Genomic DNA, 11,743 nt, shown 5'->3' on the forward strand with positions numbered 1-11,743 from the left:
ACCGCGGTGGGTTCCGTAGGGATGATCGGCCGTCGTATCGGCGTGATGACCGGGGTGAGCGGCCCCGCGGTCCGCGCCGGGACGACGACCGCGGAAGGCGCCCGTACGGTCAGGGCGGCGGCCGCGGCCGTGACGACCGGCGTGACGACCGGGGCGGTTACCGCGGACGGCGCGAGGGTGGAGACACCGGTTACCGGCGTGAAGAGCGCCCGCGCGACCGCAACCAGGACCGGGAGCCCATCAGGCGGCTGCCGATTCCGGAGGACGTCACCGGGCAGGAGCTGGACAAGGACGTGCGGCAGGAGCTGATGAGCCTGCCCAAGACGCTGGCCGACGATGTCGCCAGGAATCTGGTGATGGTGGCGAAGCTGCTGGACGAGGACGCCGAGCAGGCGTACGGCTACGCCAGGGTCGCGCTGCGGCTGGCCTCCCGTGTCGCCGCGGTGCGCGAGGCCGCGGGCTTCGCCGCCTACGGGGTGGGGAAGTACGCCGAAGCGCTGGCCGAGTTCCGGGCTGCCCGGCGGATGACCGGTGCGTCCCACCTGTGGCCCGTGATGGCCGACTGCGAGCGTGGTCTCGGCCGGCCGGAGAAGGCTCTGGCCATGGCCGGCGAGCCGGAGGTGCAGAAGCTCGACAAGGCCGGGCAGGTGGAGATGCGGCTGGTCGCGGCGGGAGCACGGCGCGACATGGGTCAGGCCGAGGCGGCCGTGGTCACGCTTCAGAGCCCCGAGCTGGCGTCGAACTCCGTGCAGCCGTGGACGGCGCGGTTGCGCTACGCGTACGCCGATGCGCTCCTGGCCGTGGACCGTGAGGAGGAGGCCCGCGAGTGGTTCGCCAGGGCTCTGGAGGCGGACCAGGGCGGGATGACCGACGCGTCGGATCGGCTGGCCCAGCTGGACGGTGTGGAGTTCCTGGACGCGCTCGACCCGGAGGCGGACCTGGAGGACGCGCCCGAGCCGGAGGAGGGGAACGGGGAGGTTCCCACCGAGGCGGTCGAGGCAGGCCGGGAGGACCGGGGGGACCGGGAGAGCGGGGACGGGAGCCGCGACCGCGACCAGGGCGCGGAGGAAGAGCGCTGAGCGGCGTCTGACGCGCTGTGTGCGGCTGGGGGCGGGGCCCGTCGTGGGACGGACCCCGCCCCCAGCCGTACGGTCAGGCATGCCCTTCCGGGAGGCCGCCGAGGGCGCGCAGCACCAGGCCGGTGGCCGGTTTGGGACCGAAGGACGTGGACTTGCGGGGCATGGTCACGCCTTGGCGGGCCAGTGCGCGCACGGTGTCCTCCGCGACCGCGCGCATCAGGACCGCCGAGCCGCCCAGGCGCTCGGCCTGTTCCACGGCCGCCGCCGCGTCGTGGAGGTAGCCGATTTCGGAGGGGCGGTCCGGGACGCGCCAGACGGCGGCCAGCAGGGTCGAGTGCAGGACCGTGGCGTCCAGCCGCCGCCATTCCTCGGGAAGGCCGTCGCGGACGGTGCGTGCGAGCAGGTCCGGGTCGGGGTCGTGGAGCAGGTGGAAGGCGCCGTCGCCGGTGAGCAGGAAGGCGTTGCCGGGGGCGGTTTCCAGAGCGCGCAGGGCACGGGGGAGCGGACCTTCGGCGGTCCGGACCCGGAAGGCGCCCTCCAGCCGGGCCAGGGCGCCGGCCACCGGCAGGCGGGGCAGCACGCGGTGGATGGCCTGCACCCGCAGCGGGTAGCGGGCGGTGTCCACCAGCAGCACCAGGCCGTGTTCCCAGAAGCCGTCCCGGCCGGCGCCTTCCCCGGTGTGCTCGGACCGCAGCCGCAGATAGGTGGCCCAGCGGTGGTGGCCGTCGGCGATGAGTGCCTGACGGCGGGAGAGGTCGCGCCCGGCCTCGGCGATCTCCTCCGCGTCGGTTACCGCCCACAGCCGGTGCGAGAAGCCGTCCTCGGTGGTGGTGGAGAGCAGTGGGGGTCTGCCGGTGGTGCGCTCGATGACGGCGGTCGCGCCGGTCGCGGTGCCGTCGCCGCGGTAGGACAGCAGCAGTGGCTCGAGGTTGGCGGCGGTCTCGCGCATCAGGGCCGCGCGGTCCTCGACGACCTCCGGCATCACGTCCTCGTGGGGCAGTACGACACCCTCGTCCGGCGGGGTCAGCCGCAGGGCGCCGATCAGGCCGCGCTGGAGCACGTCGCCCCGGCGCTGCTCGTAGACGTACAGGGCCGGCTCCGGGTCCCGTACGAGGACGCCGTCGGCCTCCCAGCGGCGCAGGGTCCGCGCGGCCTGCAGGTGGCGGGCGGCCGGGTCGGCGGCCTCCGGGAGGATCAGCCGGACGATGTTGTGGGGGTCGGCGGTCTGCAGGTGGTGCAGGCCGTCGGGCCGTACCACGACGTCGTACGGGGGCGAGGTCACGGCGGCCAGGCTGCCGACCCGGTCGGGGGCGTAGCGCAGGCCGCAGAAGGGAGCGAGGAGGAGGCCGCCCGAGGGGTGTTCGGGGCCCGGGGAACGCAGCATTGGTGCATGTTATGCCGGTGTGCCGGGTGGGAGATGATCGGGGGAGGAAGACCGCCGGCGCAAGGAGCGAGACGACGATGACCGGTTCACACCGCCCGATACGCACCCGGCCGGAGGGCTGCCCGGCTCCGCCGAGCCGGATGTACGACACCGCGCTGCTCGACCTGGACGGCGTGGTCTACGCGGGCGGCGAGGCGGTCGTCCACGCGGTCGAGTCGCTCGCGGCGGCCCGGGAGGCCGGGATGCGGCTGGCGTACGTGACGAACAACGCGGCGCGCACCCCCCTGACCGTCGCCGGGCACCTGACGCGGCTGGGAGTGCCGGCCGAGCCGGAGGAGGTGGTCACCTCGGCGCAGGCGGTGGCGCGCATGATCGCTGAGGAGCTGCCGGCCGGTTCGCGGGTGCTGTGTGTTGGCGGCGAGGGCCTGCGGGTGGCGCTGCGCGAGCGCGGCCTGGAGCCGGTGGAGTCCGCGGACGACGCTCCGGCGGCGGTCGTGCAGGGGTACGGCGGACCGGAGATGCCCTGGGGGCGGCTGGCGGAGGCGGCGATCGCGGTGGGGCGCGGGCTGCCGTGGTTCGCCTCCAACGGGGATCTGACGATCCCCAGCGGCCGGGGCATCGCGCCGGGCAACGGCGCGGCCGTGGAGGTGGTGCGGATCGCGACGCGCTGGATGCGCCCGGCGCCGGAGCCGAGAACGGCCGGCAAACCGCTGCCGCCGATGCACCGCGAGACGATCCTGCGGACGGGCGCGGAGCGGCCGCTGGTGGTCGGGGACCGGCTGGACACCGACATCGAGGGTGCGTACGCGGGGGGCGTGGACTCGCTGCTGGTGCTCACCGGGGTGACGGACGCGGCGCAGCTGCTGGCCGCTCCCCCCGAGCACCGGCCGACGTACGTGGCCGCCGACCTGCGGGCACTGCACCGGGAGCAGCCGGAGGTGGAGGAGCTGCGCGACGGGGGCCGGAGCGGGTTCCTGTGCGGCGGCTGGGCGGCCTCGGCGGAGGGGGGCGTGCTGCGGCTGGAGGGCCGGGGGGACGATCCGCTGGACGGGCTGCGGGCGCTGTGCGCCGCCGCGTGGACGCATGCGGGGGAGGGCGTGTGCGACCTGCCCGGGGTGGACGAGGTGCGGGCCGTGCTCGGGTTGTGAGGCCTCTCCGCCGGGCTTGCCCAGGCTCTCGCCAGGCCCTCGCCTCCCGGGGCGTGGGGCCGCGGTGTGCCCCGGGCGGCGCCCGCTTCGCCGGGGAGGGCTCGCCGGTGAGGGCTCAGCGCAGGGTGAGGCACAGGGTCGCGACGTAGGCCTCCTCGACCGTACCGCCGGGGAAGAGGGCGTCCATGCGGTCGCGCTCCCCGGCCAGGAACGCGCCGGCGGCCTCCTCCCCGATGACGAGGAAGTCGGAGTGGCTGGCGAGGTTGGCCAGATGGGTCTCCAGTGGCACCCGCCGGGACCAGCGCACCTGCCGGCGGGTGAAGCCGGGCCCGGACGGCAGCGCACGGGCCCGGGCCGCCTCCACCGCCTCCTGCCCGACGCCGAAGAAGCGGCGCACCCGGGCGGCCTGGCCGGCGATCCAGCCGACGGACTCGTCGGGGTCGTTGCGCAGGACGGCGAGGGCGCCGCCGGGGCGCAGGACGCGGAGGGCCTCGGGCACCGACCGCCCGGGGTCGGTCCAGTGCCAGGCCTGGGCGTAGGTGACCAGGTCGAAGCGGCCGGAGGCCAGTGGCAGGCGGTCTCCGTCGCCGCGCACCACGGGGACGCCGGGGAGGGCGCGGCGGAACTCGGCCGCCATGCCGCCGCCGGGTTCGACGGCCACGACACGGGCGCCGCGGGCGGCCAGGAGCGCGGTGAGGAGCCCCGTGCCGGCTCCGACGTCGGCGGTGCGGGCACCGGCGAGGGGGCGGCCCGAGAGCTCCTCGACGGCGTCCAGGAGGGCGGGCGGGTAGGAGGGGCGGTTCGCGGCGTACAGGGCCGCGGCGGTGTCGAAGGAGCGGGCGTGGGAGGCGGCGGTCATACGGCCATCGTCGCCGCCCGGGGCCCCGGCCACACCCGTTTCCCGCGGCTGTCGGGCCCGGCCCGTCCGGCCGCCCGGCCCCGGGGGCCGGACGGAGCGGGGCCGTTCAGAGCAGGGACCGCAGCCGCAGCAGGTCCCGCAGGCCCGCCTCGAGTCTGACGCGGCCCCGGGCCCAGGCCCGGGCGAAGTTCAGCCGGCCGTCCACCAGCGAGACGAGGTCGTCGCTGGTCATGGCCAGTCTGATCTGGGCACGCCCGGGGGGCGGGCCGTGGACGGTGGCCATGTCCTCGATGCGGCCGTGGACGAGCCGGCCGGTGAAGGTGGTGTCCAGGTCCGTGAGATGGCAGCTGACCGAGCGCTCCAGGGCGGCGGCGCTGCGCACGTCGTCGTCCGCGTCCGCGAGGTTGGCCGCCAGCCGCTCCAGCGCGGTCCGGCACTGCTGTGTGGTCGCCATCGCCTCACGACGGTACCCCAGGAGGAGTGGCCGCCGTCGTGGAGGGCGCCGCGCGCGGTAGCGTCGTGACCGTGACCGCGCTCCCCCCTGAAGGAGGGGGCTTCCGGCCCGGACCGGCCCCTTTCGGGACGAACGGAGAGCCGTCACGCGTGAGGGAGGCGGTCCTCCCCCGGCCCCGCCGGGGCGGTCCCGCCTCCGGCCGAGTCAGGAGCAACCCCGCCACCGGCTGAAGCCGGTGGCCCCCCGCTAGGAGACCGATGGACGAGCCGATGCCCGGCACGGCGCCTGAGACGGAACCACCAGCGCGGGCCCTGGTGGTGGCCGGCACGACGGAACCGGGGGAGGAGTCCTTCGCCGGGGACGGCGGGCCGCGGCCCCTGGGGCTGTGTGTGACCCCCACCGGGAACGCCGGGGTCGACGCCCGGCTGCGTCGCCTGGCGGACGCCGACCACCTCGCCGTCTCCGGCCATCTGGAGGTGTACGAGGATGTGCATCGCGGACTGCGTGACACGCTGACCGCGCTCGACCAGCGACCCGGGCCGCCCGCACCGGGCGCGCCGTACAACCCCGGGAGCTGAACCGCACGTGGCAGCGTCACGAAACCAGCGTGGCCGGCGCAACCGGCTCGACGCGGAGCTGGTGCGCCGCGGCCTGGCCCGCTCGCGCGAGCACGCCGGCCGGCTCATCGCCGCCGGGCGTGTCACCGTCGGCGGTGCCACCGCGACCAAATCCGCCACCCAGGTGGAGACCGGCGCGGCCGTCGTCGTGGCCGAGGACGCGGCCGACCCCGACTACGTCTCGCGCGGAGGCCACAAGCTGGCCGGCGCCTTGGCGGCGTTCGCCCCGCGCGGGCTGACCGTGGCGGGGCGCAGGGCGCTGGACGCCGGAGCGTCCACCGGCGGCTTCACCGACGTGCTGCTGCGCGCCGGGGCCGCGCGGGTCGTCGCCGTCGACGTCGGCTACGGGCAGCTCGCCTGGTCGCTGCAGAGCGACGAGCGGGTGCTGGTGCGCGACCGCACCAACGTCCGCGAGCTGACCCTGGAGCAGATCGGCGGTGAGCCGGTGGACCTCGTCGTCGGCGATCTGTCCTTCATCCCGCTCGGGCTGGTGCTGCCCGCGCTCGCACGCTGCGCGGCGCCCGGGGCCGATCTGGTGCTGATGGTCAAGCCGCAGTTCGAGGTGGGCCGGGAGCGGCTGGGCAGCGGGGGCGTGGTGCGCAGCCCGGCCCTGCGGGCCGAGGCGGTCCGCACCGTCGCGGGCCGGGCCGCGGAACTGGGTTTCGGCGTGCTCGGAGTGACCGCCAGCCCTCTGCCGGGACCCTCCGGTAACGTCGAGTACTTCCTGTGGCTGCGTGCCGGGGCACCCGAACTGGACCCGGCCGATGTCGACCGAGCCGTGGCGGAGGGCCCCCAGTGACCACGCAGAGCACGAAGAAGAACACGACCGCCGAGACCACCGGGAGCGTGGAGGGCGCCGGGCGGACCGTGTTCCTGATCACCCACACCGGCCGCCCGGCCGCCGTCCGCAGCGCCGAACTCGTCGTCCAGGGGCTGCTGCGCAACGGCATCGGCGCGCGCGTCCTGGCGGAGGAGGCGGCCGACCTGACGCTGCCGCCGTCCGTGGAGACGGTGCGGGACGGCGAGATCTGCGAGAAGGCCGTGGAGGGCTGCGAGCTGATCGTCGTCCTCGGCGGGGACGGGACGCTGCTGCGCGGCGCTGAGTTCGCCCGTGCCTCGGGGGTGCCGATGCTGGGGGTCAACCTCGGCCGGGTCGGCTTCCTCGCCGAGGCGGAGCGCGACGACCTGGACAAGGTCGTGCGGCGGGTGGTCGCGCGCTCCTACGAGGTGGAGGAGCGGATGACCGTCGACGTGCTCGTCCGCAGCAACGGGGACGTGATCCACCGCGACTGGGCGCTGAACGAGGCCTCGGTGGAGAAGGCCGCCCGCGAGCGGATGCTGGAGGTCGTGGCGGAGGTCGACGGCCGGCCGGTCTCCCGTTTCGGCTGCGACGGGGTGGTGTGCGCCACGCCCACCGGTTCCACGGCCTACGCCTTCTCCGCGGGCGGGCCGGTGGTCTGGCCGGAGGTCGAGGCGCTGCTGCTGGTGCCCATCAGCGCCCACGCGCTGTTCGCCAAGCCCCTGGTGACCACGCCCGACTCGGTGCTGGCCGTCGAGGTGCAGCCGCAGACCCAGGGGGGCGTCCTGTGGTGCGACGGAAGGCGCACCGCGGAGCTGCCGGCCGGGGCCCGGGTGGAGGTGCGGCGCAGCGCGGTGCCGGTGCGGCTGGCGCGGCTGCACCACGCCTCCTTCACCGATCGCCTGGTGGCGAAGTTCGCCCTCCCGGTGGCCGGATGGCGCGGGGCACCGCACTGACCGCGCCGCACCGGCGGGCCGGCCGCGTCCGCGCCGGCCGCGCGTGCGCGCGACGGGGAGGAAGGGGCGCGCGGGGCGCGTGGTGCGGACCGTGAGTGGGGATCCCGCCGCGGAACCTCGTATGGTCGTATCCGTGTTGGAGGAAATGCGGATTCGGGCCCTGGGCGTGATCGATGACGCCGTCGTCGAGCTGTCCCCCGGCTTCACCGCGGTGACCGGCGAGACCGGCGCGGGCAAGACCATGGTCGTCACCAGTCTGGGACTGCTGCTCGGCGGACGGGCGGACGCCGCCCTCGTACGGGTGGGCGCCAAGGCCGCCGTGGTGGAGGGCCGGATCGTGCTGCCGCCCGGCGCGCCCGCGGCGCGGCGGGCCGAGGAGGCGGGCGCGGAGCTGGACGAGGGCGTGCTGCTGGTCAGCCGGACGATCTCGGCCGAGGGACGCTCGCGCGCCCATGTCGGCGGCCGCTCGGCGCCCGTCGGGCTGCTGTCGGAGCTGGGCGAGGACCTGGTCGCGGTGCACGGCCAGACGGACCAGCAGGGCCTGCTGCGGCCCGCCCGGCAGCGCGAGGCGCTGGACCGGTACGCGGGTGGGGCGGTATCCGCCCCGCTGGCCGAGTACGGCCGGGCCTACCGGCGGCTGCGCGCGGTCTCCGCCGAGCTGGCCGAGCTGACCACGCGAGCCCGCGAGCGCGCTCAGGAGGCCGATCTGCTGCGCTTCGGCCTGGAGGAGATCGCCGCGGCCGAACCCCGGGCGGGGGAGGACGCCGAACTGGCCGCCGAGGCCGAGCGGCTCGGCCATGCCGAGGCACTGGCGTCGGCCGCGGCCACCGCCCACGGCGCGCTGGCCGGCGATCCGGCCGACCCGGAGTCGGTGGACGCGGGCGCGCTGGTCGCCGGCGCCCAGCGTGCGCTGGAGGCCGTGCGGTCGCACGATCCGGCGCTGGCGGGGCTGGCCGACCGGCTGGGCGAGGTGGGCATCCTGCTGGCGGACGTCGCCGGGGAGCTGGCCGGGTACGCCGACGACCTGGACGCCGACCCGGCGCGGCTGGCCGCGGTCGAGGAGCGCCGGGCCGTCCTGTCCCACCTGACCCGCAAGTACGGCGAGGACACCGCGGCCGTCCTGGCCTGGGCCGAGGAGAGCACCGCCCGGCTCGCCGAACTCGAGGGCGACGACGACCGGATCGGCGAACTGACCGCCGAACGCGATGCGCTCCGTGCCGAACTGGCCGCTCTCGCGCAGCGGTTGACACAGGCGCGGACGGAGGCCGCCAAGCGGTTCGCCGACGCGGTCACCGCCGAGCTGGCCGAGCTCGCCATGCCGCACGCCCGCGTCACCGTGGAGCTGCGGCAGCACGAGACGGCGGACGAGGAGTCGGGGATCGAGGTGGACGGGCGGCTGGTCGCCTTCGGCCCCCACGGCGTGGACGAGGTCGAGCTGCTGCTGGCACCGCACCCCGGGGCCCCGCCCCGCCCCATCGCCAAGGGGGCCTCGGGCGGCGAGCTGTCGCGGGTGATGCTCGCGGTCGAGGTCGTCTTCGCGGGCACCGCCCCGGTGCCGACCTACCTCTTCGACGAGGTGGACGCCGGCGTGGGCGGCAAGGCGGCCGTGGAGGTCGGACGGCGGCTGGCGCGGCTGGCGAAGTCGGCGCAGGTCGTGGTGGTCACCCATCTTCCGCAGGTCGCGGCGTTCGCCGACCGGCACCTGGTGGTGGAGAAGACCTCCGACGGCTCGGTGACGCGCAGCGGTGTGAAGACCCTCCGGGGCGAGGACCGGGTGCGTGAGCTGTCCCGGATGCTGGCCGGGCAGGAGGACTCGCAACTCGCCCGCGCCCATGCCGAGGAGCTGCTGGAGGCGGCCCGCTCCGGCATCTGAACCGCGGCCTTCGGGCACCCGTTCCGGGCCGCCCGGGCCGCCCGCGTTTCACCCGTACGGCGTGGCGTCCCACCGGGGCCGGGGTGGCATCCTGGAGGCGCCGCACCGCCCGTACGCCGTACGCTGCTGTGCGTGATCCGCGATCCCGTGCGGGGGCGGATCCGCGAGTCCGAGCCGTCCGAGCCCTCACCCCAGGAGTCCCGGCCCCTTGTGAAGACCACCCCGGTTCCACCGCGCGGCGGACCGCCGCTGCACGTCGTGCAGGTGATCGGCGGCGGCAGCGCCCGCGTCTGCGCGCATGTGCGCTCCCTGACCGCCGGACTGGTGGCGCGGGGGGTGCGCGTGACCGTCTGCGCGCCGCCGGGCACCGAGCCGGACTACGGCTTCACCGGCCTCGGCGCCCACTTCGTCCCCCTGTCCTGCGGCACCGGCCCCGAGGCGGCCGCGGTGCTGCGCGCGGTGTGCGCGGACGCCGGCGTGGTGCACGCCCACGGGCTGCGCGCCGGTGTGCCGGCCGCCCTGGCGCTGTGCGGACGGCGCCGGACGCCGCTGGTGGTCACCTGGCACGCCCGGGTCCAGGCGGTGGGGGTACGGGCCCGGCTGATGTGGCTGCTGGAGCGGCGGGTGGTGCGGGCCGCGCAGGTGGTGTTCGGCACCACGTCGGACCTGGTGGACCGGGCCCGCCGCCACGGCGCCCGCGACGCCCGGCTGGCTCCGGTGACCGTGTCCGTGCCGTGCGGCGGGCACGAGGGACGCCCGGGCCGGCCGGACGGGGCGGACGACACGGCGCGGGAGAAGACCCGGGCCGAACTCGGCGTCACCGGCCGCCCGCTGGTCCTCGCCGTCGGGCGGCTCGTTCCCCGCCAGGGGCACACCACCTTGCTGACCGCGTCCCGGGCCTGGCGCCGGCTGGATCCGCAGCCGCTGCTGGCCATCGCGGGGGAGGGCCCGGCGCGCCCCGCGCTCCAGCGCCGCATCGAGGCCGAGGAGCTGCCGGTACGGCTGCTGGGGCGGCGCGAGGACGCGCTGGAGCTGCTCGCCGCCGCCGATGTCGCCGTGCTGCCCGCGCGCTGGGAGGGCCGGGCGATGGTGGCACAGGAGGCGCTGCGGGCCGGGGTGCCGCTGGTGGCGAGCGCGGTGGGCGGTCTGCCGGAGCTGGTCGGCGACGCCGCGCTGCTGGTGCCCTACGGGGATGCGGAGGCGCTGGCGGACGCGGTGGGCGGGCTGCTCGTCGACCCCGCCCGGCGCCGCGGGCTGGCCGCGGCCGGGCGTGCCCAGGCCGCGACCTGGCCGAGCGAGGACGAGACGGTGACCCAGGTGCTGAGCGTGTACGACGAGCTGGAGCAGGGGGGCTGACGGCCCGGGCGCCCGCGGTACCCGGTCCCCGCCGTGCCCGGTTCCCGTGCCCCGGCCTTCCGCCGCCGTGCCGGGCGCGGGCCCGGGGCCCCGGCCAGGCCGGGTCAGCTGGAGGCGCGGACGACCAGCCGGGCCGGGGTGACGACCGGGGCCGGCCGGCCGACGCCGGAGGCGTCGGCCAGCCCGAGCCGCCGCAGCAGCAGCTCCGCCATCATCCGCCCCATCCCCTGGATGTCCTGGCGGACGGTGGTCAGCGCCGGCTCGGCCCAGGCGGCCTGCTCCAGATCGTCGTAGCCGACCACCGCCACGTCCTGCGGCACCCGCAGCCCGCGGGCGCGCAGCGTCCGCAGCGCGCCCGTGGCCGTCAGGTCGTTGCCGGCGAACACCGCGTCCAGGCCGGGCGAGCGGTCCAGCAGCTCGGCCATGGCGCGCTCGCCGCCCTCGGCCGTGAAGTCGCCGTGGGCGATCAGGGCGGGATCGGGCTCGGTCAGGCCCAGGGCGTCGAGATAGCCGTCGAGCCGGTCCAGGGCGGAGGTCTGGTCCAGCGGACCGGTGATCACCGCGATCCGCCGCCGTCCCCGCCGGCGCAGGTGCTCCACCGCCTGCCGGGCGCCGCCCCGGTTGTCGGTGTCCACGTACAGCAGGTCGGGGTCGTCCTCGGCGCCGGGCCAGCCCGGCCGGCCGCCGAAGACCGTGGGCAGGCCGGAGGCGTTCGCCATGGACGGCAGCGGGTCGTCGCGGTGCAGCGAGAACATCAGCGCGCCGTCCACGTGCCCGCCCGCCAGATAGCGGCCGATGCGGTCGTAGTCCGTGCGGCCCTCCAGCAGCATGAGCAGCAGTTGCGTGTCGCACGCCGCCAGCTCGCGGCTGATGCCGCGCAGTTGCTGGGCGAAGAAGGGGTCGGAGAACACCCGGGTCTCCGGCTCGGCGATCACCACGGCGACGGCTCCGGTGCGGCGGGTGACCAGACTGCGCGCCGCGCTGTTGGGGACGTAGCCCAGCTCGGCCACGGACGCCTGGACCCGGTCCCGGAGGGACTTGCGGACACCGGCGCCCCCGTTGACCACGCGCGACACGGTGGCGCGGGAGACCCCGGCATGGGCGGCGACCGCTTCGAGGGTGGGTCTGGGACCGTGCACGGGCGAACAACTCCTTCTCTCGCGGGATCCCGACGCTACCGCCGGACGCGGACAGTCGGCAGGCTCTGTGGTGAGAGCG

At 76.4% G+C, this 11,743-nt stretch carries 11 protein-coding genes; 7 read left to right on the plus strand and 4 right to left on the minus strand.

What is annotated here, in order from left to right; all coding sequences use genetic code 11:
• The first annotated feature begins 293 nt into the window (after positions 1 to 293).
• Positions 294 to 1,079, plus strand: coding sequence for a hypothetical protein (locus tag BMY40_RS23865; protein ID WP_245770291.1), 786 nt, complete (start codon positions 294 to 296; stop codon positions 1,077 to 1,079).
• 73 nt (positions 1,080 to 1,152) lie between these two features.
• Here BMY40_RS23865 and BMY40_RS23870 read toward each other — a convergent pair whose 3' ends face one another.
• Positions 1,153 to 2,463, minus strand: coding sequence for a DUF1015 family protein (locus tag BMY40_RS23870; protein WP_093662846.1), 1,311 nt, complete (start codon positions 2,461 to 2,463; stop codon positions 1,153 to 1,155).
• 77 nt (positions 2,464 to 2,540) lie between these two features.
• On the opposite strand from BMY40_RS23870, the gene BMY40_RS23875 reads away from it, so the two are divergent.
• Complete coding sequence (locus tag BMY40_RS23875) at positions 2,541 to 3,611, plus strand: HAD hydrolase-like protein (protein WP_093662847.1); 1,071 nt, start codon at positions 2,541 to 2,543, stop codon at positions 3,609 to 3,611.
• Positions 3,612 to 3,726: 115 nt separating this feature from the next.
• Here BMY40_RS23875 and BMY40_RS23880 read toward each other — a convergent pair whose 3' ends face one another.
• Positions 3,727 to 4,470 carry a class I SAM-dependent methyltransferase gene (locus tag BMY40_RS23880; RefSeq protein WP_093662848.1) on the minus strand — a complete coding sequence of 248 codons (744 nt, stop codon included), beginning with the start codon at positions 4,468 to 4,470 and terminating at the stop codon, positions 3,727 to 3,729.
• A gap of 106 nt (positions 4,471 to 4,576) precedes the next feature.
• Positions 4,577 to 4,924, minus strand: a complete 348-nt coding sequence (locus BMY40_RS23885) for an SCP2 sterol-binding domain-containing protein (RefSeq protein ID WP_093662849.1) — start codon at positions 4,922 to 4,924, stop codon at positions 4,577 to 4,579.
• A 257-nt stretch (positions 4,925 to 5,181) separates the two neighbouring features.
• Between BMY40_RS23885 and BMY40_RS23890 the strand changes: the two genes are divergently transcribed.
• From BMY40_RS23890 to BMY40_RS23910, 5 genes are all read left to right on the plus strand, one after another.
• Positions 5,182 to 5,502, plus strand: a complete 321-nt coding sequence (locus tag BMY40_RS23890) for a hypothetical protein (protein ID WP_093662850.1) — start codon at positions 5,182 to 5,184, stop codon at positions 5,500 to 5,502.
• A 7-nt stretch (positions 5,503 to 5,509) separates the two neighbouring features.
• A complete protein-coding gene (locus BMY40_RS23895; RefSeq protein ID WP_093662851.1) occupies positions 5,510 to 6,340 on the plus strand; it encodes a TlyA family RNA methyltransferase in 831 nt (276 codons plus the stop codon).
• Between the two features lie 68 nt (positions 6,341 to 6,408).
• Positions 6,409 to 7,296, plus strand: coding sequence for an NAD kinase (locus BMY40_RS23900; protein WP_093662942.1), 888 nt, complete (start codon positions 6,409 to 6,411; stop codon positions 7,294 to 7,296).
• A gap of 121 nt (positions 7,297 to 7,417) precedes the next feature.
• The gene (gene recN / locus BMY40_RS23905) at positions 7,418 to 9,169 is read left to right on the plus strand and encodes a DNA repair protein RecN (RefSeq protein ID WP_093662852.1); all 1,752 of its coding nucleotides are present in this window, start codon (positions 7,418 to 7,420) and stop codon (positions 9,167 to 9,169) included.
• Positions 9,170 to 9,379: 210 nt separating this feature from the next.
• Positions 9,380 to 10,525 (plus strand): glycosyltransferase family 4 protein, encoded by a 1,146-nt coding sequence (locus BMY40_RS23910; RefSeq protein ID WP_093662853.1) that lies wholly within the window; start codon positions 9,380 to 9,382, stop codon positions 10,523 to 10,525.
• A gap of 104 nt (positions 10,526 to 10,629) precedes the next feature.
• Here the strand turns inward: BMY40_RS23910 and BMY40_RS23915 are convergent, their stop codons facing one another.
• Positions 10,630 to 11,664 carry a LacI family DNA-binding transcriptional regulator gene (locus BMY40_RS23915; protein WP_093662854.1) on the minus strand — a complete coding sequence of 345 codons (1,035 nt, stop codon included), beginning with the start codon at positions 11,662 to 11,664 and terminating at the stop codon, positions 10,630 to 10,632.
• Positions 11,665 to 11,743 lie beyond the last annotated feature (79 nt).

The organism is Streptomyces radiopugnans, from assembly GCF_900110735.1.
GTDB classification, from domain to species: Bacteria; Actinomycetota; Actinomycetes; order Streptomycetales; family Streptomycetaceae; genus Streptomyces; species Streptomyces radiopugnans.